We start from the raw sequence: 26,109 nt of genomic DNA, 5'->3' as shown, positions 1-26,109 counted from the left end.
AATTCCTTTACCATTCAAAATTAAAATGAACAATAAATTTACAGAAAGATGAGAATCCCTAAGAACACGATATTCATAGCAGTGTGCGTATTGACAATAAGCTTTTTGCTCGTTGCATTCACTTCTAGCCCAAATCTGATAGAACCCAATCGATACACACAGAAAATAGCCAAGGATAACGCTACTTTCGTTATGGTGGACTATTTGACAGGATTCGATCCAGGACTCCGAACCATAGACAGGGCGACTTTCGTAAATAATGCTACCGCCTTTGCAAAGGTTTCCGAAATCTTCAATATGCCCACCATAGTTCTTGGTGACGAAGGAGGTTTTAGGGGGGATTTCTACCCTATGGTGCAGTAGCATTTGTCAAACGACATCAAAATCGAACGTCATACGGCAAGTGCGTGGGGCTCCAAACCCTTTCGGGATGCCATCGAGAAGTTCGGCAAAAAGAAGATAGTCATCGGCGGTATTTCAATTGATATCTGCACCCAGTTGACTACCTTGGATTTGCTCGCAAACGGTTACGAAGTCTATGTTGTGGTCGATGCTTCGGGCACCGATCAGCCTATCGTTGAACAAGCGGCGATGATGCGTATGCAACAGGCCGGGGCTACAATGATTACGTGGGGTACACTTGCCTCTGAACTCATGGTGGATTGGAAAACACCCGAAGGCCCAAAGGTGGGAAAATTGTATCAAGAACATAGTGCTTGGGGAGGCTTCCAGGATGCCTATGCGAAATAGTTCCGATTTTTCTTGATTTACGTCATATTCACTAAAAAAAAACTCATGAAGGACACCGAACAGAACGCACTGCCATTGCACAAAAAGTTTTTGTCGGCTGAACTAGGTAGCATTCTCCCGATTCTAGACAATGTTTACACTATAAAAGCTGATAAACATCGCTACCGCTACGGCAACATGTACATTATTGTACATCAAGAACACAAAAAGCTACTGCTCATCGACGCAGTCCGTGATGAAAGCGTACAATCCTTGAAGAACTGGATGGCCAATGGGTATAGTATATCCGGAGTCTTTCTGACCCATCGGGACCTCTTGGGACAAGCTTACGCCCCCCTTCATGAAATAAGTGAAGATTTAGGCAATGCACCTATTTTCATTCATCCAGATGATACTCCAAAGAATAGCAATGCTCTATTCGATATCACCTGCGCCATAGACATTTTCACGGACTTCAATGTTCAAGTACATCATTCACCGGGTCATACTCCGGGTAGTGTCGTCATATATGCGGAAATGAATGGAGGAATTCTGTTCACCGGTGATAGCGCGGTAGGCTCACCATATGAGGAGGAGCAATATTATTTTGAACGTCCTCCCAATAACGAAGAAAATGATGAACGCTTAAGGGGTTTTTGGGAAAATGTGGAGCAACGCTTTAAACACATCTTGCCGCTACATGGCAAACCCCAGTTTGGATTGAATGAAATGCAGCAAGACTATATAGTAAAAAATCTATGTAAAGCGGAAAAAACAAAATCGCTGTAGATTTTCGCTACCATCTAAAAACTCATACTTGAGAAGATCAGCTAATCTGTTAGCGGTATTGAAATTGTAACAATGGTCAGCCCTTGTAACGGGAACAGGTATATGATTCTATTAACCATAAAAGGAAGAAACTAATGAACGTTTTAATCATAGGCGCTACTGGAAATGTCGGTCAACACACGGTGGACTACGCCCTTAAAAATGGCCACACGGTAACCGCCTTTGGACGATCTGTGGAAAAAATTGAAAACTTGAATCCAAATCTGACCATCTACAAAGGCGATGTTACGAAATTAGAGGATGTCCAAAATGCTATGCAACATCAAGATGTAGCGATTTTAACTTTTGGTGCTCCGTTGAACAAAGACACGCTGTTCAATGTTCCCGATCTCTGTGAGAAGGGAACCCTGATTACGGTAGAGGCAATGAAAGGGGCAAATGTGCCGCGATTGATATGCATGACGGCTATCGGCGCCGGAGACTCCAAAGGGCACGGCCGTTTCATCTTCCGAAATATTATCGAACCCGTACTCCTCGGTAGAATTATGGAGGATAGAACACGACAGGAAGAAATCGTACGAAACTCCCAATTACCTGAATGGTCAATCATCAGACCTACGGAGTTGAGCAATGATGAAAGTAGCGAGGTACGCTTTATCAAAGATCTCGAAAACGAAAAAGAACCGGAAACTATTTCAAGAAAGGACGTCGGCAGGGTGCTAGCCAATTTGATAACCGATAAACGATACGACAAACAAACGATTTTAATCACAAATTAAATCCTCTGCCCTTTTATGGAAACCAAGTATGTCATTGAGAAAGTACATTCCACACTCGCTTTTAGAGCCAGATTATTGGGAATATCGGGTATTGGCGGAACCTTCAACGAATTTTCGGGATCGTTCGTTCGGAATAATGAAGATTGGTCGGCCACCGAAGTAAGTGTTGAAATTGATGTTGCCAGTATCGATACAGGCGTCGCACAGCGTGATGAGCACCTTCAGGCAGAGTATTGGTTCCATACAGAGGCGCATCCGAAAATCGTATTTACCTCGACAAGTTTTAAGGCACGGAAGAAAAATCAATTTGTACTGGAAGGAAATCTCCAGCTAAAAGGGAAGAAACGAGACGTGACCTTTATCATGAATAAAGGAGGAAGCGCCAAGGATAAGGATGGTGTGAGAAAGTTTGGTTTCACCGCCAAAACAAAAATTGACAGAGAGGTATTTGGAATCGCAAAGGGCGCGGAATTACCCAATGGAGCGGTCTTTTTGGGAAAAAAGGTAAGTGTACGGTTTGATTTGCAACTGGCCGAAGTAAAGTAAATCAAATGCAATGGAAAAAAGGCCATGGGAAAGAGATACATCATTCAATACTGTACCAAATGTACTGCGGAGGACGGTGAGGAAAACTTTGAATACCTTGAGTGCGTTGATGATAACGGAAAAGTCAAGAACTTCTCCTACGCCGATGTGCTACGATTAATGAGCGAAAAAAAGACCCTATTTTTTATAATTGTCAATGGCATTCATTCCTTGACCTATGCAGAAAAAAATAAGCGCGGAAGGTATACGCTAAAATCCGCTAGCGACACCAGCTATTTGAATTACACGACCCGGATACCGGTCAAGACGTTCAAGTAAAAGGTGATTTATCGAAAAATACAACATGCGAACGGAGCGTTTAGAGACATTTACTGATGGGGTACTTGCCATCGTCATTACGATAATGGTCCTAAATTTTCAAGCGCCGAGCGAAGTGGAATTTGTATCACTATTGCCGTTACTCCCCAACTTCTTCAGCTATATCCTGAGTTTTGTGTATTTAGGCATTTTTTGGAGCAATCACCACCATCTGTTACGTATCTCAAAGAGGGTGAACGGAAAGATTCTATGGGCCAATCTTCACCTGCTGTTCTGGTTATCGCTGATTCCGTTTGGCGCCAGTTGGATCGGGGAAAGCGGCTTTGCCCGAAATGCATTGATCTTGTATGGCATCATACTGTTGGGTTCCAGTTTTTCCTTTTGGTTGTTGGTGAATTACTTGGCCAAAACCCACGCCGGTGATGACGCTATCGTAAAACTTCATGATGGGGACAACAAAGGTAAATATTCAATGCTTCTTTTTGTAGTGGGTATCGGGGTAACCTATTTTTTCCCGATTCTCGGATGCATCGTTTATTTGGTCAATACGGCCATTTGGTTCTTTCCGAATCGAAAGGTCGAAAAAATATACAACGAAGAAGAGTGACAACCTGTGGTTGAAATTTAGAGAATGCTGTAATTACGCATTTCCAAAATAAACTCACGATGCTTTCTGATGGCACTAAGAAAAGTGATTATCTCCGGTGCTTTTGACTCCAAGGGATTTCCCTGAACGTTGGCATTCCATTCGATACGCAGTATGAAATTCTCTTTTTCAGAATCACACTCTGTCAGGTCGCAATAGGTGCAATTTTTATAACGATGTAATCCCACGAGTGCGGTTTTCATATCCCTAACGAATTCCCGGATGTTATTTTTATATAGACGGTATCTAATGTATGTAATCATAATATGAACAATTGAGGTATAAAAAAGCTTTAGGCACTCATTGATTTTCGAAACTCTAAGGGTGTCAGCTCCTCGAATTTTTTGAAAAACCGAATAAAATAGCCGGGGCTTTCAAAACCCAATTGGTACGCGATTTCGGAAATGTTATTCTGGGTATGCAACAATTGGCATTTGGCCAACAAGAGGGTCTTTCTATTGATAATAGACTTTGCCGATTTTCCGCTCGATTTTCTGACGCACTCCCCCAAATAGGTAGGGTTGACATTCAAAAGTTCGGCGAACTCTTTTATCCTTGGGGGTTTCATAATGGTACCTTTTGCCAAGTCAGTAAACGTCTCGTCCAAAAGTTTTAGAAACTTGGCACAGATAACGTCTGAGGAGCGGGTAAGTTTTTTCGGTTTGACCAGTTGATGTTGCTCCTGGTGCAACCGATTGGTCTTAATCAGCAACACGAATATCCAGAACCGAATAAGTTCGGTAGACTGTAGTTTTGGCTCGGCATACTCTTTACCAAGTTCATTGAAGACATTTTGATAGTACGCAAAGTTTGCTTCGTCCAATGCAAATTTTCGTTGCGAATCGGGCATCAAATAATCGAAACTGTTGATGATGTTCTTATCATTGATCAACATCAAGAGGTAGTCAATGGTAAAGGAAAGAAGATATCCCTTTAATCCCTTCATTTTCTGCCAGGTCTTGATTTCGCCCGGTTTTGAAAAGAAAACCTCTTTGGCGTTCAATTGTAACGATTCCAGTTGATTGATTTTCGCAAGGGAACCAGCTTCCACGAAATAGATGGTAAAGAAATCATAGATGTGCGGTTTGTCTAACGGAGAGGCATCATCAATTTCCGAAAGGCGGCAAATATGAAATTGCATCTTCTGGTTTCGATGAGTAATAGTATGCCTGTTGGGGGCATTCATCAAATTTTGAACAAAGCGATCGATATCGAGGCTAGGAATGTTTTTAAGTAGTGTCGTCATAACAGCGTTCTTTACTGCTTACTATCCTAAAACGATACCAAGAATGGTTCTGAACGAAATACGCTGACAATACCCTAATTCATTGACGTCTAAGCAAAGACACCTTGCATGCCATAATTAAATCACGAAAATATAACGAAAAAAAATCGTGACATTCACGATATTTTCGTGAAATAGGATTATTTTTAAGAAAAGGTTTAAACTATGGAAAAGAAAAAAGAAAAGAATCAGGACCAAAATGAAATCCTGTATTCCATATTAAATGATATCACCTCGGTACAATCCATACCAGAATTGCTCCAAACTATATTCTTAAAAGTAAACAAAGTTATCGACTTTGATGATGTAGGCCTTTTTCACGTACTCGAAGATGGACGGCATCGAGACTTAACTTCTGCATCCGAGTTATCCTTTGGAGCAAATAAAACAATAAATCAACATCTTGGAGATATATGGTTAGCACCCGAAAAGTCAATGAAAGCTGCGTCTGAAAAATTGCGCACAGAGACCGTGGATGAATTTTTCAAGAAATATCCAAAACATCCGCATACCGAATATATTAATAGTGAAGGATTAAAACAATTTATAAGCATTCCTTTAATAAGAAACTCTAAAACCTTTGGCGTCTTTTTGTTATGGTCAAAAAAAGAAAGCACCTACAGTAAAAGAGACATTCCCCTTTTTACTAAAATAGCCGATATGATAACGGTAACGCTTTCTAATATTTTGGATAGGGAAGAAATCTTACGTCAAAATGCAATCAATCAACATCTTTTAAGTATAAGTGAGGCAACCGCTGCTGTTTCCGATTTTAAGCAATTATTTGACATTATCAATAAGAAAGTGAAACTGCTCTTTCCATTTGATGATTCAGGATTATTCCATGTGTTGCCCGATGGTCGTCATAGAGATTTTATGGTCGACTTTGTTGGCAACGAAGATATCTCAATAAGCCTAAAAAGCAATAGCATTGAGGGCTATATGAAACCAGAGTCAAGTATTATTGATGCTCTAAAAGGCACCCTGTTATATGACGGACAAGAATTTCTTAAGCGTATTAAAGACCACCCACATTTTCAGGAATTAGAAGAGGCTGGTGTAAAACAGGTAATCAGTACCCCACTTATAATTAGCGGTAAGCCCATCGGTGTATTCAATCTAATTTCTTTGGAACCCAACGTCTATTTTGAACAAGATTTTCCACTATTTCAAAGTTTGGCAGATTTAATTGCTTTGGCATTAAATAATCTTATAGTTAAGGATGAACTTATAGCAGAAAAAACCTTTAAAGAAACCCTTCTCGGCATTAGCGAAGCTGTGACCAATATCAGGGAAAGGAATGACCTGTACAACACTATAATGAATCTTATTCAACCCATCATCCAATTTGATGAAGCCGCCCTAATTACCATTGATAGCGATAGACAGACATTTAAGCACATTCTCTCAATGGCGTCTAAACCTGCACAAAAGAATAAGTTGTACCCGGCCGTTATGGAAACTGAATTTGACATCAAAAGGTCGCCCGCCGAACAGATAGTGAATGGGGATGACATCAACTATTTCGAGCTATCTAAATGGTTGCAGGATTATCCCGATTTTCCAGGCCTTCACTTAATGGCTGATTTAGACTTGCACCATACCACCTCATTAAAACTAAAGAATCAAGGGGAGCTCATCGCCTTTATCAATTTTCATTTTAAAGAACCACAGAACCTACATCATCCTAAAAACAAACTGTACCCTAATATCGCAGACCAACTTTCGGTCGCGGTTAGTAATATTTTGGCTAATGAGCAATTATTGAACGAGAAAAATTTTAAGCAGACACTTTTGGGTATAAGCGAATCTGTAAACAGTATTCGAAACAGAGAGGACCTGTACAATTCCATAATGACCGATTTGCTACCCATTGTAAATTTTTCGGATGCCGTACTATGTTTAGTTGATACTACTACAAACAAACATCACCACCCGTTAACGATGTCGCCTAAAAGCACCACAGACCATCCATTATATAAGGAAGTGGTAGAAAATCAGGTCGATACCAAAGGTACACCCATAGAAAAAGTACTTGAGGGCGATGATGTGGCGCATTTTGTTTTATCGGACTGGTTGAAAGTATATCCCAAATACCCTGGCCTTTTGTTGATGAAGGATATCGGGCTAGAACACAGTATTACGCTATTGCTAAAACATCAAGAGGTGAGCATAGGCATTCTCTTTTTCCATTTCAAGACCGAGCAAATTCTTGACGGTTATAGACTACGATTATTTGATAGTATCAGAAGTCAATTCTCTGTGGCCTTAAGTAATATATTGGCTCAAGAATCCCTTGACAAGGAAAAGAATTTTAAAGAAACTTTGCTGAATATCAGCGAAGTAATATCCACCGTACAATCTGGCAATAAGCTCTTAAGAGTAATTTTTGACAAGATTCGGCCCATATTCAATTTTTACGATACGGGTCTGTTCGTATTCAACGAAGATAAAACAGCACTCGAAGATTGGTCGTTAAAATATAATGCTTTGGCACTATCCCCAGAATCCAAAGAGGCCTTGGCTGATGTTGAAGTTAACAAACCCTTGTCCATTGAAAAGGGTTCCAATATGGCTTGGGAGCTAGCCTTGCTTCGCAAAGCAAACGGCCCTATAATCATCGATTTGACCGATATGGCCAAACAGTTTCCGCAATACGAGCAAAGTAAATATTTGGTGGAGGCCAATTATCACGATAGTATGCAGGTACTACTCAAGTACGCAGGAAACACGCTAGGCTTTTTCTGTATCAATGCCAAAAAGCGCGGTTTCTTTACGCAAAGTCAGTTACCGCTTTTTCAAGCCATTGCAGACCAACTTGCAGTTGCAGTAAGCAATATTCTAGATAACCAGACACTAGTCAGCGAAAAACAATTTAAAGAAACCCTTCTCGGTATCAGCGAAGCTATGGCCACCATTCTCGACCGAAAAGAGCTGTTGGCGACCATAGTAAACTACCTCAAACCGATTATCACAGTCGATGATTTAGGTGTTGTGGTCTACAATGAAGAAAAAACCCATTGGCGCGATTTGACCGTAAGTGAAGAGTATCTCGAGCTTTCCAATGTATCTAACGCCTTGTACGAACATAATATGGACAAATGGATTCCCTTTTGTTCGTTGACCAAACGAATGCAAAAGACACCATTACGCATTTGGACGATTGAAGAGTTTTTGTCACATAAAGATTTCGCTTTTCGCGAAATACTTGCCAACGAAAATCAAAAGCAATTCATTACGGCACCCTTAAAATCTGGAAACGAGATTATAGGAGTACTCGTACTCGTATCGCTCGAGAGGGCTATTTATACCGATGCGCAATTACCTTTGATGCAACAATTGACCGACCAGGTCGGGCCAGCGGTCGATAAAATACTGAGTACCGAAAAATTGATTGCGGAAAAAAACTTTAAGGAAACCCTATTAAGAATAAGCGAATCTATTGCCACCATTCAAAATTGGAGAGAACTTTTCAAAGTTTTCTTTGAGGTTATTGCACCTATTTTCCCTTCCGATAGTCCAGGTTTAATGATAATCGATGGTGATTCACATTATGAGATTTTAGATGAGGAAATACTTAAAGAAAAGTCCACTTTATATATATGGAAAAGCGCTGGCAGAGGTCCATTTAAAAACAAGAACACACCTGTTGAACATTCTATCAAGGACGCTGGCCCACATCTCATATTAATAAAGGATATGGTACATCCGCATAAGGCGAGTATGCTTAAAATGGGCTTGAAACAAGAAATCTACGGTGCTTTAAAATATGGCGGTAAAACAATTGGCGTGCTTTGCTTTAACAGTCGCAAGGAAGATGAATATTCAGAAAGCGATTTCACACTTTTTCAAGCCTTGTCAGACCAATTAGCGGTCGCTGTGGCAAACGTTTTGGCCAATGAGGCGTTATTGGAAGAAAAAAACTTTAAGGAGACCCTTTTAAATATAAGCGAGGCGGTCACCACTATTCGAAATAGGTCTGAGCTCTTTAAAATTCTTTTTGAGAAAGTTCAGCCCATTGTGCCTTTTGAATGTCCCGGCCTTTTCATCATAGATGGCGACCATCATTATGAGGTCATTGATGAAGGAGTTACCAATGATATGCACAGCATTCAAGTCTGGAATAAAATAGGAACAGGACCATTTGCAAACAAAGAATCATTTGTACAAGAAGTATTGAATGACCCTAAGGTGTATACCAGCCCTATTGAGAATGTAAAGCATCCCCATATTGCGACAATGCTTAAAACGGGTTTAAGGCATATGATATATGGTCCGCTTAAAAATCGCGGTGAAATTATAGGGGTTTTCATATTAAATTCTACGAATGAAAATGAATATAATAATACAGACCCACAATTCTTTCAGGCAATTGCAGACCAGTTCGCTGTGGCCACCAGCAATATTTTATCTAAAGAAGCACTTTTAGAGGAAAAAAACTTTAAGGAAACCCTACTCGCCATTAGCGAAGCCGTAGCATCGATTCAAGACAGGCAGGAATTATTCCGGGTGATTTTCGAGAAAATAAAGCCAGTGATTCCCATTGATGACGTCGGTATAGTACTACTTAATGAGGACAAGAATCAATTTGCAGACTTAGCTGTAACCGATAATTACAACCTTACCGATAGTAATGTAGAACTGGCAAACAAAGGTTTATCTGGCTATATGGATATAGATACACTCGTAGCCTATATGCTCGAAAGCACGGAAATAAGTTCGATTGACACTTTAATAGAGAAATTTCCAGATAATGCCTTTATGCCCATTATGAAAAGTCAGGGTTTCAAAGAAATGATGTTTACACCCCTAAAAGTGGGCAATTCGATAATAGGGGCTTTGGCTTTTGACAGTTTCAAAGAGAATGCCTATTCAGAAAACCAATTACCCTTATTTCAAGCCATTGCAGACCAACTGGCTGTGGCGGTCAATAACGTTTTAGCCAATGAAGCCCTTTTGCAAGAAAAAAACTTTAGCCATACTCTTTTAAGAATTACTGAAGCCGTAGCGCAGGTAAAGAATTCTTCTGGCTTATACCGAACTATTTTTGACCATATCAAACCAATTTTCCCCTACGACGAGCTTGGTCTGTTCATCTATAATGCAAAAGAAGATATCCACTACGAATTGATTACGGCAGACGATTTGCAAAAATCGGATGCCCAAAAGCTCGTTGAAACTAATTTAGGACAACATACTCGTTTTAAACATACTGGAAGTTCGGTAGAATGGGTTATGAACAATGGTCCTATTTCTATAGATATTGTAGAATTGGATAAAAAATCACCGCACCCGCAACATCAATATATGTTAGAAGGTGGCCTGCAAAATGTAATTGGAGGTCCATTGGTACACGGTGGTGAATCCATAGGTCTATTATGTTTTAATCATAGTCAAGCTGGTTATTACCAGGAAGAGCATTTGGTACTTTTTAAATCGATAGCTGAACAGGTTTCCATAGCCGTATCCAATATTCTCGCCAATGAAAAAATCCTAGAACGCGAACGTGAAAAAGCCACTTTACTTGAAATCACTTCCGCAGTATCCAAAATCAGGAACTTGCCCGACTTTTTGAGTTTTGTGACCACCAAACTAAAACCCATTTTTAATTTCGTTGACGTAGGCATTTTCTTATTGACCGATGATGGTAAATATCATTACGATATGGCTGGTTTTAATGACAAAATCAGTTCTTCCCCAATTAATTCAGCTTTATTAGCAAGTGGAAATGAATCAATATTACATAAAGATTCTCTCATTGATTGGATGATGCTTCAAATAGAAAAAGAAAATGGTCCGGTTCTCTTCGATTTTAAACTATTGGTACGGGATTTCCCTGATTACTATCAATTCACCTTGGTAGATATGCCTAATAGCGGGTATCGAGACTGCCTTGCCGCCAACTTGAAAATTGGTGATTCCGTATTCGGGATGTTCTGTATCAATGCCTTGCAAAAAGATTTTTTTAAAAAAGAACAGTTTTCGCTTTTTCAGAATGTTACCGAGCAACTTTCCGTGGCTATTTCCAATATTCTCGCCAATCAACAGACGGAAGAAGAAAAGAAATATAGTGAGAATCTTCTAGAAATTACCGAGGCCTTGGCTGCAACTACCAACGCCGTAGAACTCTATAACGCCATTGATACGGTGGTAAAGAAAATCATTCCTTTTGATCAGGTAGGTGTGTTGATTTTAGACAAGAGCGAGTCGTACCACTATGAATTGATCAACGAAAAATTTGTAAATCAGGTCGAGGATCAAAATAGGAAGGGCGCGACCGTTGAAAAACAAACTTTATATAAACATCAGGGATCGTCTGTGGAATGGTTGGCCAATAACGGCCCGGTGATTACCTCAATGGATTTTCTGGTGGAGAACACCGAGCATCCACGCCACATTGATATGGTGAATGCCGGCGTAAAGGAATTGTTAGGAGGCCCTCTGGTCAATCAAGGCAAGAAAATCGGTATGATGGCCTTCAAACTGAAGAAAGAAGGCGTTTTTAACGAACAGCATATCAAACATTACAAGTCGGTTTCCGAGCAAGTGTCTATTTGCGTGGCCAACATTCTTTCCAAAAAAGAAATCCTTTGGAAGAGCGCGATTCAGGATCTAGAACTTAAAATATCCAACATCCTGACCACAGAACAAAAATCCAATGACAAATGGGATGATATTTTTCAAGAATACAAGGCCTTGATCCCTTTCACTTTTGCCACGGTAATCAAAGTAACAAAAGACAGGCTCAATGATTTTACATACGAGTGGATCACGCCTGTTGAGAAGCGTCAACTATCCCTCAAAAACATAGAAGAAATCACAAAGCTTTCCACAACTGAAATCACAAAGGCGCAAAAGGGGTTGATTCAATTATCAAAAAAAGAGAATGAAGTCATTCAACTTAAGGATATACCCAAAGCAACCAAAGGCTATATGGACGCATTGGGACTACAATCCGTATTGCCGCATAGATTGCATCTCAAGAAAAAGCATACCGAAGTTTACTTTTTTATGTTCAGCAAGGATAAGAACCATTATAGCATTAGGCATTGTAATATTTTAGAAGGTGTTCGCAATACCTTAAGAATTTCCTTGGAAAACTTATTTTCTTCCTTCTCCATAAAAGAAATGTCGGAGCAGTTGCAATTGGAAAAAACCTATCTGGAAAGCGTGGTCAAGGAAACCTACAACTTTGAGCATATGATCGGCGAGAGCAAGGCGATGCGCGACGTGTTCGCACAGGTTTCCGAAGTAGCCGCCGTAGACGCTACCGCGCTCATCTTAGGTGAAACCGGCACCGGAAAGGAACTGATCGCCCGTGCCATTCACGAAAATTCGACCCGGAAAGACAGGGTGCTCGTAAAGGTGAACTGTGCGGCCATACCGTCGCAGATCGTAGAATCAGAATTGTTTGGACATCAACGCGGTGCCTTTACGGGCGCGGTAAAAGACCGAATAGGAAAATTCGAGTTGGCCAATAAGGGAACGATATTTCTAGATGAAATCGGGGAAATGCCTTTAGAATTGCAAACCAAGTTGCTCAGGGTCATTCAAGAACGTGAGGTGGAACGCCTGGGCAGCAATGTGACCATTCCCTTGGATATTCGGATCATCGCCGCGACCAACAGAAATTTGAACGAAGAAATTACCACGGGTATATTCCGATCCGATTTATTCTATCGTCTGAACGGGTATCCCATTCAGGTACCTCCGTTGCGCGCACGTGGTGAAGATGTGCTGTTGTTGGCCGACTTTTTCGCACGGCAATTTTCGGAACAATACGGTCTGCCGTTCAAGGGTTTCACCGCAAATACGTTAAAACGGTTTCAGGCCTACGACTGGCCGGGCAATGTTAGGGAATTACAGAACAACATCGAACAGGCCATCATATCTCAAAAAGGCAAGATCATCGAGATTCATCCCGGAAATTCCAATGTGGCCGATTTTGAATGGATGGCATCGGAGGGTACCAATACGAGGGCATTGAAATTGACCGATGACTTTGATATGGATGCCATAAAAAGGGAGAAAGATCTCTTAGAACGCAACTATCTGCTAGAGGTTCTGGAAAAGAAAAAATGGAAGGTCAGCGGTAAGAATGGTGCTGCACGACAGTTGGGGGTTGCGCCTTCTACCCTAGAGTCCAGAATGCGTAAACTCGGAATATCCAGAAGTTGACCGATTTATGTACAAGGTCATATTTCTTAATAATTTGCGGTAAAGGCACGGTATTTTAGTAAGGCTACAAAAACTACACCTCCAAAGGCGTTACCGATAAGCGCGGTTGTCTGAAACCCGACATAGGTCGAAAACAGGATGTCATCGGTAAACAAAAGACCGGCCAATACTTCAATGTTTCCGACAATGCTATGATGAAAACCTGCAAAACCTACAATGGCGGTGATCATATAGATAACGAAAATGCGGCTAATAGTCTCGTTTGACGAGGTGACCAGCCACGAGAGCAATGCCATCAACCACCCAGCGAGCACGGCACTACCGAAAATGACATAGAGTTCAGCCTCGGTAACATGTCCCGCTATTTCCCCTATACTGTATTGAGAAATAATCCCGGTCGCAAACCCCACCCAACAGATGATCAAGGCGATGAAAAAACCGCCAATCAGGTTTCCTGCGATGACCAGCCCCCACAAACGCAACAGCTGTAGTACCGAACGTCTACCATGCAGCACGGGTAGTGCCAACAATGAGGTCTGCTCGGTAAAGAGAATGGACCGCCCTAAAACTACCATGATAAATCCGACAGGATAGGCAAACGCCACCAGATAAGGTATGGTATGGGCAGAAAATTTATCCTCTAAGAAGGTGTAGAGTACGACGATCAATAGATAGCTGAATCCGATTTCAAGACCGGCGGCTACTGAACCTATAAACACTTTAGAGTTCTGCTGTTTATAGGCCTCCATGCCTTCACAAAGCTGTTCCACCAGAATCTCCTCCTGCGATTTTTGACGGTTCGTGCTACCTTCTTGGTGTTCATAAGTATCAATAACATCCTGCTCATTGATTTTCCGGCTCATGGTCCACGAATTTGTTCAAAATCTAAAATAAGCCTTCGCCCAGGAACTAGCTCTTTTTACATTAAAAAGTGAAGTCATAACGCTAATTCGTATCATTTTCATGCGGCCGTTACTTAATACATTTAGAATCGATTGGCAAAACATTAAACGCTTGATTTCTATGAACCCATATCACCATTAGAGAAGCTTCTTCGACTATCGAGGAAAATAAGACCTTATTGTAAATGCCAAATACCTTTTTAAAACGGGGCGATGAAAAAAAAATGGAAAGTAGCTATGTCGCGTTCGCAAGTAGGTTTCAATTTATATCATCTAAATATTCCCAAGATAGTCGGTCAATTGGAACTTTTTTCGGGATATGTACTTCAAACCAATCCTGACGGTTTTCAGGATGCCAGTTTTCGCTTGCAGGCCAAAGCCTCAAGTGTAAACACAAGAAATCAAGAGCGTGATAGCAAACTGTGCTCCCCTGAGTTTTTAGACGTAGGGAATCATCCGGATATCGTTTTTGTTTCCAATCGAATAGTGCAAATTGACCCAGCTCATTACATCATAAAAGGCAACCTGAGCATTACCGGAATTTCAAAATTCGCCTCGCTCACGGCACATTTGGGAATTACCGCTAACGACCAAAACGGACCGACTAAAATCGTATTCGAAATAACGGGTCAACTATTAAGTACCGACTATGGAATGCGGTGGTACGAAGAGACGCCTGAGGGCACTCAAACTTGGTCGCATGTTGTATCGCTGCATATGTTTTTGGAACTTCTCCCTGAGGAACCATTTGAATAAATTCAGGTAAAAATGGTACTACGAATGAATAACTAGGCTTAATGTAGTATGAAAAGTCTATTTACCGATTTTCGCCGTAAATAAATAAGACCTTCCACGAGTACCAAACCACTTTTCCAAACGAGTTATCTTAAGCTAACTACCTCGAACCGAAATGCGAGGTAAAATGTTGCACGCTGATTTATTACCGCGTTCCAGGCAAGACTTTATTTTCAACGAAGTGCTGCAGGACGAAAAAATTAATCATAGCGCAGCATATTTTGGAATGTAACCCCTTAAATCTGATATACCATGAAAATTTTTACGTCTTCCATTATTCTCTTAAGCATTCTCCTTCTTGGAAACAATTCTTTGAAGAGGTCCAGTGAATTTGAACCGATGATAAATGAACCCGTTTTTGAATTGGATGATATTTCAATTGACAACAATGTTCGTGGAATGCAAATCGTAGCAAATCTAGCGCTAGATTCCGCCGAAGATCTTTTGGCATTAGTGGATCGCGCTAAAGCCAAGGGCGCCAACACCATCTTTTTCGCTGATTCAAAGACCAATATTTTTGGAATAAATGGTACTGCGGGCGCAAAGTGGGACCAAGAAATGAAAGCGTTTTCCGATGGCGTCAGAGCAAGGGACATGGATCTCATATTCATGACCACTGTAATGGGCTTTTGTGGTTCCTTAATTGGGGATAATCCTGACCTTACTACGGGTTACCCGATCAAAAATCAAGAATTAAGGGCCGAGAACGGCGAATTGGTACCTGTCAATTCATCTGAGCTGTTCAATGGGGATTTTGAAGACTATTCCGGAAATTTAGTGACCGATTGGGGCTTTCAAGATGCCCCTGGTACACGCACTTTCATAGATACACAAGTAAAACGATCAGGACAAGCTTCGTTTCGGGCCGAAGGAAAAGGGGGCGAATCGTCGCGAATTTTCACGACTTTTAAGGTCGTTCCATTTCATCAGTACACCTTACGTTTTTGGGTAAAGACCGAAAATCTTACGGCGGACAATCTCTTGGCCTTAATTCGTGATGAAGACAATCATGATAGGGAACTCACAAGTTTACAACTATCCACAACCAGAAAAGACGATGGAGGCCGCTCTTATTTTAAAAGCCCCAATCAACTCACTTTGGACTGGACAGAGGTCAGGATCGCCTTCAACAGTCTTGAAGCTATTAGGGTAAACTTGGCCCTCGCGGTCTATGGAGGTACTACGGGCAAAATTTGGTGGGACGATGTTGAAATTCTGGATACCCCCGCTTTAAATTGGTTGAATAGGGAAGATTTGCCGAAAAGCGTACAATTCCAAAACGGTTCTCCACTTGATTTCGGTGTAGATGTGGCCGTTCCATTGGATACAAAATTAGGCTTCTCCGGTTATCCAGGAGATTTTGATACACAGCATGCGCCTCCCAAAATACAAATCATCAATAACGGTAAAATCAAGGAGGGCGACATTGTGACCATCAACGGTTATCACGGTCTACCGACCGCCGCCGGCCAGGTTTCCTGTTCTTGGAACAATCCCGAGACTTATGAACGCATGCGCCAAGTCCACCAAAGTTTACAAGATACCTATCAACCTGATGGCTTTTTATTGAACTATTCGGAAATCAGGACCGGAGGATGGGAACCAGCCGATGCGGACAATTTCACCACTTCAGGTGCTGCCTTGGCACAAAGTATCAAAGTCGCTTTTGAAGATTTGTTCGAAATAGCACCCGATGGACAATTTTATTTTTGGAGCGATATGGTGGATCCCAACCACAATGCCAACGCCTTTTACTATCAGGTCAAAAATACCTTGGACAAATCTTGGTTGACCTTAAATGCCGACAAGGTAACTATTGCCAACTGGTGGGAAACCGTAGATATTCCCGAGAAGGCAGCCGCCTCGCTGCAATTTTTCTCGGACAAAGAGTTTAAGCAAATTGTTGGCGCTTTTTATGACAGCGACGTTAATGTAAACTACGATAGGTGGCAACAGGCAGCGGAAGGTGTTGAGGGAATTGTCGGAAATATGTACGCCACCTGGACTGCGGACGGGGACTTCACCAAAATCGAACCTTATGGTGATCTATGGTGGGTAAGGAAAGAGGTTCAGAATCAAATCGTTTCACTTTCAGCCCCTGAAGAAGTTACCCCGAGAGAAACATATTCCATAGAGGTCGTACACGAAGCTGAGGCTGCAAGTGATATCGTCGTAATACTACAGCTGAACGAGTCACCATGGACGAACTATGGGGCTGCTCGCGTGCCGGTAGTCAGTGGCAGCAACACGGTGACCCTTGATTTTCAAGTGAACGAAGACATTCCGCTCGCAGAAGGGGCTTATAAGTGGACGGCTTTCAGCACGCCTTCGGGATTGGACTGGGAAGAGCAAACGGGTATCGTCATACAGGCTGGCGTATCCTGCATTCCCGAACAAGTTTTCGAGGATAGTCTAACGAATTTAATAGTACCAGCACAGGTCTCACCTGGAGAAAGTTATACCATCAGCGTAGATTATTCTGCCTCGGAAACTCAACGCATGGTTGCTTATCTTCAATTGAACAGGTCGCCATGGTCGGATTATGGCTACCAGAGCTTCGAAGTGCAGTCCGGGGCCGACAAAGCAACCCTTGAAATGACGATGCCCGATAGCCTGCCTACCGGTGTCGCGGATTATAAATGGGTCACATATCTGACTCCTATTGGAGGAAACTGGGCCAATAATGTAGCCCTATTGGAACAAACAGGTATCGATGTACTGGCGGCTTCTGCCTTAAGAACCTCAGTACAAAATTTGAACGGCTTAACCATGTATCCGAATCCGGCGGGAACGACTGTGACATTCGAGAGTGATTTAGAATTACAAACATTCGATATTTATAGCAACGAAGGTCGACTGCTAAAACAACTTACAGCGAATAAAGAGTCGGCTATAGATGTTTCGGACCTGACGAACGGAATATATATAGTGGTAACTACCCTTTCAAATGGAAAAAAATTGAGCGGGCAACTTATCGTCCAACATTAGCGGTCTAGTGAATCATGGAAATGAATCCTTAAAAAAGAATAATCAATTCACGATAATTTTAAGGGATTTTTGAGTGACGGTCTTCGTATCATCATCCAAATACTGAAGTTTGAGCAGGTAGATTCCCGCAGAAAGTTGGGGCGCCGAGAATTCTGCGGGTTTTCCGGAAAGGTTGATATTCGTCATAAGTTTCCCTTCCATCGAATAGATTTGCGCCCCATAAATATCGCTCGACGAAGAAATGAATAGGGTTCCGCCATTGAACGGATTAGGGTAGATAAACATATCCGTGGCCTCTGACTCGGGCTCCTTATCATTATCAAAAAAATCTTCCGGCAGGATGAGTATAAAACTAGAGGTACCAGAAGTTTCCCCGTCGTCATCCGTCACTTTAAGATTGACCTTGTAAAGACCTGTTTCCGAATAAATATGTGCAGAGATTGTTTCATCGTATTGGACGCCATCTCCCATATCCCATTCATAGGAAACTATGGTGCCGTCCGGATCTGTTGATTGTTCGGCGCTGAATACGATTTCTTTGTTTATCTGCAAACTGTCGCCAACTACTGTAATGTCGGGTAGCGGCAGTTGATTTTGTAGTTCATCCATTTTAAATTGGTCCCAGTCGCCATTGGGCCACATAACCTTGCACCAATCTACCATTCGATTCACCGTTTCCGGTTCCAACCGTACTTCATTTTTAAGCCTGGGAATCAATCGGTAAAATTGGTCGGCCACTTTTCCTCCATCAAAAAACAACTCGCCCTTATTGGGGTCATAATCTACGGGAACGTAATCTTTGGGATCAATGGTATTTTGATGCGGACCCTCGGCGGTCTCCCTAGGAAATTCTTCCGGGTCGTACGAGAGTGTTTTATCCACAAAATCGGCTAACAACACTTTTGTCACTTTTCGTCTTAAATCATAATCGATGTTATCTAAATGTGCCAACATCTCACGTCTTAAAGCCTCGTTTCCTGCCAAAAAAGACCCATGGGCGCTATATAGTCTTCTTGGGTGAACGTGATGCAACCACCATCCCTCTTTATTGGGGCCGTTGTCGTCCCCAAGTCCATCAGGGCCTGTCATATCGAGATTTTGCCACATTTTGGCAACGGTCGTTAAGTATCGTAAACTGTGCATTTCGCCCGATTCCCTCGTGTTGTAGTACAAATGGTCCATCTGGTATTTCCAGTCGATGGGTTTGTGATTCTGTGGTGATCGGTGCACGGGGTTTAAAATAAGTTCCAGTTGGTACCATGCTGTATTCGTGTAGGCACCCACCAAGCGGTCTTGGTCTTTAAAATTGAACGAATTGTTCGCACTGCGGTGCGGGGCGAGATCGAAAACGGAACTGTTAGAACCTATCCATGAATATTTTTCACCGTAGGTATACGCTTGATCCGAAATATTCTCCAGGCCGTAGGTCTGCATGATATCCCATAGTTTGACGGCCAACCAGTGCATGACCGCAAGCGATTTGTCCTCACAGTCGTAGCCGGGCGCTCCGTTAAGTCCTCCAACACTATTGGCGGTGCCATTGTTCTTGCAGGGTTGTGGCCCACGTACGCCGACGAAACTGTGCGTATCGGTATTGAATCGATTTAGGAGTTCCAAGAGCCTTCCGTTGGCTAAGAGCACGTCGGGACCATCCGTTTCCAGGGCTTCCAAAAGAGTACTATAAGCGCGATAACCATAACTTTCCTCAAAAAGCTCTCCCCAAATGTCTACGGGATGTACCTCTGGCAACCAATGCTTCCAGTCCGGGAATTGGATGGCCACGGGAAGTTCCCTCATGTTCAAGGTGCTTTTGATGCCCAGGACTTTTTCGATCTCGTCTTCCGAGGTTCCCTTTGGGAAAAGATAGGGCAGCATATCCTCATCATTTTCCAATACGGCATCCAATCCCGCACCGGCTGCCCATTCTTGAACCGGTTTCTCGTCCAATCCGGGGCCGGGTTGATAGGGTGGATTCCAAGGTCTGGCCTGTTCGGGAGCGGGAACATCCAACGAACGGATATAACTTGCAATTTGCTCCCCTTCCTCATGGGTTAGTTTATGGAATTTGGAACGCTCGATGATGGACTTGTTCGAATAATTGAAATACTTCATGTCCCTACCATCGGTGGCATGGCAACTGGCGCATTTGGCCTTGATAACTTTCGCATCCGGCTTGTATGAATTCCATAGTTCCGCAGTTTCCCAGAGACTTTTACCAGCGGCTACGGTCGCGGCATCCATTGGCAATTCAATCGGGTCAAGATTCGGATTTGCATCTATAAAGGTTTCAGCAGGAATCAGGGCAGTCCCCGAGCTATCCAATATATTGAACGCAAGAACCCGATACCCTATCGATATTCCATCCGAAAAATTAAATCGAAACCGAATCACATTATTAGTATCCAACGAAGCGGGGGCTACAGGTATTTGAAGATCTATGGTATGATGGCCACCATCAATGCCACCGTAGACGGCCCCTTTGCCAATGACGTGGGAGTCCTCGAAGTCTACCCAACCATTTCCGTTTAGATTATAACTGGCCTTCCCATCGTAGGAAAGGTTGTTACAGCGTAGATAAAGTACCGAGCCTTCGGCGGGTTCTTCAAGCAGGAAATCTATTTTTTCGGCCACGCCTTCTTGGCCCAAAACTTCTATCGGCATTGTAATGCTTCCCTGACCATTCATAAAAGAATGAGCCATATAGGTAATCGCCATTATAAAGTACATCGAAAGTTTGGGTACGGGCATCACAATAGGTCTTGAATCTTACAACTTAGGTATACCGGTTATATTGTTTGGGGAACTTGTAAATCGGACGCTTTTCGATAAAATGCAAGTTATAGGAAAGTCAAGCGAATTGATTTAGGGCCTTATAAGGAATTAGTCTTAAGAATACATGAAAAAGTAGTAAGGTACTTTTCTTGTTTTGGTTCAATTTTAACCATAGCAGTACGCCAAGTATGACAGATTTGAATGGAACGTTTTTCAATAATGAAACTTTAAGACGGTTTGAAATGACCCTTCAGAACGCTTTCGTTCATGTGGCCTATGAGGAATGTGCCGAAAATGAATTCCACCTGAGAAAAACGATATTCAACGACATCGCCGAGGAAACTGGCTTCCTCCTAGCCGCAATTAGAACCGTAATAAGACATCTCGAACTGCAAAATCAAAAAGTGACTACCGAGTGTATTTGGATAAAGGCCTGTTTAAGACTTTACCCCAATTCAAAGAATAGTTGATGCGAAAGTGGTATGCTCCAAGAAGCTTTCAATAAGTCATACGATTACTGTAAAAAGTTGTATTTCCACCGTTCAAAGGCAGACTATCTTCACCTAAACTAAACAAGCAACCATCCTTGCTTTCAGAATTGAGAATTCTCTTGAGATATGACAGGTAAAAAACTGTTACATAACGAAGCGTTGAACGTGCAGGATAACATAGAGATGTACTACGGCACGACGGATAATTTTTACAACGAACTGTATCTAAAGTTCCTGGATCGTCACAGCGCAGTAGAGCGACACTTGAAGGCCCGAGTGGCGGCAATTGACAAACAAATCGAATGGGTCAGGGAAGAGATTGCAATCTTCGGTTCACAGAATGCGGAGAAAATACTGGATGCAATTCGTTTGGATGCGGAAATTTTAATTACAAAAAAAGAGTTGGCAGAGCATCAAGAAGAACTTGCAAAATACGATACCGGCTTCCTCTCTTTTTGGGAAGATATCAAACACAAATTTGGATTCAACTAAAACTTTAAAGATTGGCATTATGACAGAACAGAAAAGTAAAATTAAAAAATGGGCGATTATCGTGGTCAGATTTTTATTGGGAGCCGGCTTGCTCTTCAACGGTATTAATATGTTTGCCATGTTTATGCCCCTACCGAATCCCCAACAAGGCGAATTGGCTACACGTTTTTTGACCATTTTAGGTGAGGCAGGCTATTTCTATCCCATTTTGGGAACCGTTAAAATACTGACCGCCTTGGCATTGTTTACCAACCGCTATATGGCCCTGATGCTGGTCGTTATGTTTCCCATAACGCTGAACGGAATTCTTTTTCACTTCAGAATGGATCCTTCCACTCAGTTTGCGGCACTTTTCGTAGGTCTTCTACAGGTCTATTTGATGTACGAGTCAAGAGATCGCTATTTCGATATCTTTCGACCTTAAAGCTATAAACCTCTAGGGATGTCACTGCGACGAAAATACAAGGCTCGGAAAAGAAGGTATAATCTATTCATAGTAGTCTTGTTCGTTCTTATGGTGACCGTGGCCATACTGAGTAATATGTAGCCATTTGGGCCGAAAGTACCTGAGGAATTGGCTTTTACTAAAAAAGTAGCATGTTCTCTTGAATTAGTACACCTCTCAGAATTAAGTCCCGAAGTACCTTTCCTCGTATTAAGGGTTCGGGCAATACCTCCCTTACTTAAACATCTGTACTATGAAAATTTTCACAAGGCGGTCTTGGACCTCTCGCATATTATACTTTTCACTCTTTCTTGTCATCTTTGGCTGCGCCACATCTAAAAAATATGTGGCGGAAGAAGTTGAAATAAATGAACCGATTACAAAAGAAATAAGTCATTCCTTTTATTTATTCGGTGGATACAAAGCCGACAAAGAGAAAGCGACAAACCCCTTGTTACTTCAGGCGCAAGAAGAAATCGAGAAAACCAACACCCCAAGCACCATTTTTTTTCTGGGGGATTATGGCAATAAGGCAATAACATCGATAGAACAGCAGATGGGATTGGCCAAAGCTAGTGACCAGGCTTACTTTCTATTGGGTGACGAGGAGTGGAAGTCAAAAAAAGTCGATTCCATCAAAAAGTTCGAAAAATATGTGGAGTCAAAGGATTGGAAAACCGTTGATTTCGAGCCAGAAAACAACTGTCCGCTAGAGCGAAAACATATCGATGATAACCTCGATATGATTATCGTTAATTCTACATGGTTGATTTCCGATTGGGATAGAATACGAGGCATACATCAGGATTGCCCTGATATTGTTACCCTAAGACAATTCTTGGAGAAGCTTCAGAATTATATCAACGACGCACAGGATAAAAACGTGCTGATCGCCATGCACCACCCGGTTTTCAGCAACGGCAAGTATGCCGGTCAGCATACTTTCGGAAGCCAATTGCTACCAATACCTTTTCTGGGGGCGGCAATCACTAACTATGGAAGCTTGGCCGGATTTTCCCCGAAATCAATCACCAACAACAGGTACAACGCCTACGCAATTTTAATGAGTTTTCTCGCCCAAGAGTCCGAACGCGTGACCTTCGTTTCAGGTCATGAAAACAGTTTACAGTATTTGGTAGGTCAGAACGGAACACATCAGATTATCAGTGGGTCTGTTACGGAAAAGGACGCCACGCATCGCACCTCTGAATCCATCACGACCATGGGCGGAAGTCTCGAATTTGAAGGCAAATATACTTTCGGTGAAAACGGTTATGCTCGATTGGACTATTTTGAAGACGGATCCTCTAAAGTAACTTTTAAGACCGCAAAGGAAACCAATACCCTTTCGGTGCACGAGCCTTTTCCGGATAAATCAGCAAACCAGGACTATTCCCCCATTGCTCAAAAGGAAATCAAAAGTGCTATTGTGGGCGACGAAAAAATATTGAAGAAGTCGGGTTTGTACAAAACGATATGGGGAGAGCGCTACCGTAGGTATTTTACCGAAGAAGTAACCGCCCCGGTGGCTATCCTCGACACGCTCTATGGAGGTCTAGAGGTCGTTAAAAAAGGTGGCGGGCATCAATCATATAACCTACGATTAGAAGATAAGGACGGTAAGGAATATGCCATGCGGTCCCTCGACAAAAACGCCGCCCGTATCTTAAAGTTCAATCTTTTTGGTGCTGCCTATAATTTGGACGAATATGAGGATTCCGCAACCGAGAAAATCATTTACGATTTCTTCACCACTTCGCACCCCTATCTCACATTACCCATTGGACCGTTGTCGGAAGCAGCCGAAATCAACCATGCCACGCCAAAGCTTTTCTATATTCCAAAACAAAAGACATTAGGGCAATACAATGAGGTGTATGGGGATGCCCTCTATTTTATCGAAGAGCGACCCTCCGAAAAATGGATCGATTACGAGGGCTATACGGTTTCCGTTCCAGATGAGGCCGGAAGCATAAAGGCGTTTGAGAGCACCGAAGATATGCTATCGAAATTGGAGGAAGACGAATCTTACTCCGTAGATGAACGGTCGGTGGTCAGGGCACGGTTGTTCGATATGCTCATAGGCGATTGGGATAGACATGCAGACCAGTATCGCTGGGGCGAATATGAAATAAACGATGACGATAAGAGATTCGTGGCCATACCCCGTGACCGTGATAACGCCTTTCCTAAATTCGATGGCATAGGCGTACCCTTCATCCAATGGTTTACACCCTTGATTCGTTCATGGCAGACCTATGAGCCGGAAATCAAAAACCTGAAATGGCTCAATGATAAAGGCAATTTGTTGGATAATGTATTGGTGACCAAAAACGGAAAGGAACTATGGATAGAAGAAGCCATGAATATGCAGGCCAACATAAGTGACGCTGCCATTGAAAAAGCATTTGGGATTTTACCAAAAGAAGTACAGGATGAAGTATCCGAAGAAGTTAAGAACAACTTTAAGCAAAGACTTAAGGATTTACATAAGTACGCTGAGCAATACGGTGAATACTTAGAGAAACGGGTTATTCTTCATGGCACCAATAAAGATGATATCATTCAGGTGGAACGACAAGCTGATGGCAAGACCAAAATCGTTTTGCGTAGAAATCTTACCGATGACCCGAATGAGAAATTCTATGAAAGAGTCTTTGACAAGGAACGTACCAAGGAAATCTGGATCTATGGCCTAAACGATACGGATAAATTCATTGTTAGCGGAGAGGGAGACCATGAGATATTCATAAGATTGATCGGTGGCTATGGGGAAGATACCTATCAAATCGAGAATAATGATCGGGTAAAAGTCTATGATTTCAGATATGAGGACTCCGACTTTTCTGAAATGCCCGTTCGTAAGAACCTGACCAATCAGTTTTCTACCAATTCGTTCCACTGGCGTAATTATCAAGAGAACAACAATGTCGTCGTCCCCGCAATTGGCTATCGTACCAATGACGGTTTTACCTTGGGCTTGACCGATATCTACACGGTGAACGGATTCAATGGAAACCCCTTTAAACAACAACACTTGTTTTCGGCCAATTACTATTCCATTTTTCAAGGGGTTGATGCGCGCTATCAAGGTACGTTCGCCAATATCATCCCAAAATGGAATCTTGAGTTGGAGGGATATTTGACCAATAACAGATATTCTATAAACTATTTCGGTTTCGGCAACGAAACGGAAAATTTGGAAGATACCCTTGACTTGGACTTTTATCGTTCGGTAATGCAGAACTACAAGGTGCGGGCAGGTCTGGCCATTCAAACGTTGCGTATATCCGCAGTTTATGAGAATTTCAAAATCAATGAATTTGATGATCGTATTTTCAATAGGACCAATCTATCTCCAGAAGTTTTCGAAAGCCAGAACTATATCGGGGCGGAAGCCGGTATAAGGTATCAAAACGACGATGCGAATGATTTTCCCACTCGTGGATTCTTGTTGGAATTCCAAGGTGGATATAGACAGAATACCCAATTGGACAATAATCGTTTCGGATACGCCAGACTGAAACTTGCGTTCTCCAAAAAACTGATTAAATCGGGGGATTTGGTCTTTGGTACAGAGTTCGAAGGAATGACCAATATCGGTAACGATTTTTTCTTTTACCATGCACCTTCTCTCGGGGGTCAGAATGGTTTAAGGGGATTCAGGGACGAACGTTTCACCGGAAAATCCTATTTCTATCAGAGTACCGACCTGCGTTTACGTCTTAAAAGGGTACGAACCTCCATACTGCCTCTGACCATCGGTCTGTTCGGAGGGTTTGATTACGGTAGGGTTTGGGTATCGAACGATACTTCGAACGTATGGCATCACTCACAAGGTGGAGGTATTTGGGTCAGCGGTCTAAGCTCTTTTGGTCTTAGTGCCGGGTATTTTAATTCGGTGGACGGGAATATCATTCAAATCGGTTTCGGTTTCGGCTTTTAATACAACAG

The 26,109-nt window shown here is 42.2% G+C and carries 18 protein-coding genes; 14 read left to right on the top strand and 4 right to left on the bottom strand.

Annotation, left to right across the window (positions count from 1 at the left end; all coding sequences use genetic code 11):
* Positions 1–48: 48 nt before the first annotated feature.
* The 7 genes from FGM00_RS04780 to FGM00_RS04750 all read left to right on the top strand — a co-directional run bounded on the left by FGM00_RS04780 (position 49) and on the right by FGM00_RS04750 (position 3,768).
* Positions 49–363 carry a cysteine hydrolase family protein gene (locus FGM00_RS04780; protein ID WP_138851810.1) on the top strand — a complete coding sequence of 105 codons (315 nt, stop codon included), beginning with the start codon at positions 49–51 and terminating at the stop codon, positions 361–363.
* A gap of 3 nt (positions 364–366) precedes the next feature.
* Positions 367–750 carry an isochorismatase family protein gene (locus FGM00_RS04775; protein WP_138851809.1) on the top strand — a complete coding sequence of 128 codons (384 nt, stop codon included), beginning with the start codon at positions 367–369 and terminating at the stop codon, positions 748–750.
* Positions 751–795: 45 nt separating this feature from the next.
* A complete protein-coding gene (locus FGM00_RS04770; RefSeq protein WP_138851808.1) occupies positions 796–1,518 on the top strand; it encodes an MBL fold metallo-hydrolase in 723 nt (240 codons plus the stop codon).
* A 134-nt stretch (positions 1,519–1,652) separates the two neighbouring features.
* A complete protein-coding gene (locus FGM00_RS04765; RefSeq protein ID WP_138851807.1) occupies positions 1,653–2,297 on the top strand; it encodes an NAD(P)-dependent oxidoreductase in 645 nt (214 codons plus the stop codon).
* 15 nt (positions 2,298–2,312) lie between these two features.
* Complete coding sequence (locus FGM00_RS04760; protein ID WP_138851806.1) at positions 2,313–2,843, top strand: YceI family protein; 531 nt, start codon at positions 2,313–2,315, stop codon at positions 2,841–2,843.
* Between the two features lie 24 nt (positions 2,844–2,867).
* Complete coding sequence (locus FGM00_RS04755; protein WP_138851805.1) at positions 2,868–3,161, top strand: hypothetical protein; 294 nt, start codon at positions 2,868–2,870, stop codon at positions 3,159–3,161.
* Between the two features lie 25 nt (positions 3,162–3,186).
* Complete coding sequence (locus tag FGM00_RS04750; RefSeq protein WP_138851804.1) at positions 3,187–3,768, top strand: TMEM175 family protein; 582 nt, start codon at positions 3,187–3,189, stop codon at positions 3,766–3,768.
* 17 nt (positions 3,769–3,785) lie between these two features.
* Here FGM00_RS04750 and FGM00_RS04745 read toward each other — a convergent pair whose 3' ends face one another.
* Together FGM00_RS04745 and FGM00_RS04740 are read right to left on the bottom strand one after the other, a co-directional pair.
* Positions 3,786–4,070 (bottom strand): hypothetical protein, encoded by a 285-nt coding sequence (locus FGM00_RS04745; protein ID WP_138851803.1) that lies wholly within the window; start codon positions 4,068–4,070, stop codon positions 3,786–3,788.
* A 29-nt stretch (positions 4,071–4,099) separates the two neighbouring features.
* Positions 4,100–5,053 (bottom strand): helix-turn-helix domain-containing protein, encoded by a 954-nt coding sequence (locus FGM00_RS04740; RefSeq protein ID WP_138851802.1) that lies wholly within the window; start codon positions 5,051–5,053, stop codon positions 4,100–4,102.
* Positions 5,054–5,257: 204 nt separating this feature from the next.
* On the opposite strand from FGM00_RS04740, the gene FGM00_RS04735 reads away from it, so the two are divergent.
* Positions 5,258–13,270: a sigma-54-dependent Fis family transcriptional regulator gene (locus FGM00_RS04735; RefSeq protein WP_138851801.1), complete on the top strand. Its 8,013-nt coding sequence runs from the start codon at positions 5,258–5,260 to the stop codon at positions 13,268–13,270.
* Between the two features lie 26 nt (positions 13,271–13,296).
* Here the strand turns inward: FGM00_RS04735 and FGM00_RS04730 are convergent, their stop codons facing one another.
* On the bottom strand, positions 13,297–14,133 hold the full coding sequence (locus FGM00_RS04730; RefSeq protein ID WP_138851800.1) for a formate/nitrite transporter family protein: 837 nt from the start codon (positions 14,131–14,133) through the stop codon (positions 13,297–13,299).
* A gap of 252 nt (positions 14,134–14,385) precedes the next feature.
* On the opposite strand from FGM00_RS04730, the gene FGM00_RS04725 reads away from it, so the two are divergent.
* The gene (locus FGM00_RS04725; RefSeq protein ID WP_138851799.1) at positions 14,386–14,928 is read left to right on the top strand and encodes a YceI family protein; all 543 of its coding nucleotides are present in this window, start codon (positions 14,386–14,388) and stop codon (positions 14,926–14,928) included.
* A 291-nt stretch (positions 14,929–15,219) separates the two neighbouring features.
* The gene (locus FGM00_RS04720) at positions 15,220–17,955 is read left to right on the top strand and encodes a T9SS type A sorting domain-containing protein (protein ID WP_138851798.1); all 2,736 of its coding nucleotides are present in this window, start codon (positions 15,220–15,222) and stop codon (positions 17,953–17,955) included.
* Positions 17,956–17,997: 42 nt separating this feature from the next.
* Here the strand turns inward: FGM00_RS04720 and FGM00_RS04715 are convergent, their stop codons facing one another.
* Complete coding sequence (locus FGM00_RS04715) at positions 17,998–20,703, bottom strand: PKD domain-containing protein (RefSeq protein ID WP_138851797.1); 2,706 nt, start codon at positions 20,701–20,703, stop codon at positions 17,998–18,000.
* A 212-nt stretch (positions 20,704–20,915) separates the two neighbouring features.
* Between FGM00_RS04715 and FGM00_RS04710 the strand changes: the two genes are divergently transcribed.
* The 4 genes from FGM00_RS04710 (at position 20,916) to FGM00_RS04695 (ending at position 26,101) form a co-directional block, all read left to right on the top strand.
* Positions 20,916–21,197 (top strand): hypothetical protein, encoded by a 282-nt coding sequence (locus FGM00_RS04710; RefSeq protein WP_138851796.1) that lies wholly within the window; start codon positions 20,916–20,918, stop codon positions 21,195–21,197.
* A 147-nt stretch (positions 21,198–21,344) separates the two neighbouring features.
* Positions 21,345–21,710 (top strand): hypothetical protein, encoded by a 366-nt coding sequence (locus tag FGM00_RS04705; RefSeq protein WP_138851795.1) that lies wholly within the window; start codon positions 21,345–21,347, stop codon positions 21,708–21,710.
* 19 nt (positions 21,711–21,729) lie between these two features.
* Positions 21,730–22,134: a hypothetical protein gene (locus FGM00_RS04700; RefSeq protein WP_138851794.1), complete on the top strand. Its 405-nt coding sequence runs from the start codon at positions 21,730–21,732 to the stop codon at positions 22,132–22,134.
* 274 nt (positions 22,135–22,408) lie between these two features.
* Positions 22,409–26,101 carry a ShlB/FhaC/HecB family hemolysin secretion/activation protein gene (locus FGM00_RS04695; RefSeq protein ID WP_138851793.1) on the top strand — a complete coding sequence of 1,231 codons (3,693 nt, stop codon included), beginning with the start codon at positions 22,409–22,411 and terminating at the stop codon, positions 26,099–26,101.
* Positions 26,102–26,109: the final 8 nt, after the last annotated feature.

The organism is Aggregatimonas sangjinii (assembly GCF_005943945.1).
Taxonomy (GTDB): Bacteria; Bacteroidota; Bacteroidia; order Flavobacteriales; family Flavobacteriaceae; genus Pelagihabitans; species Pelagihabitans sangjinii.
Note: the sequence above shows the minus strand (reverse complement) of the source record. Positions and strands in the feature narration are given on the sequence as shown.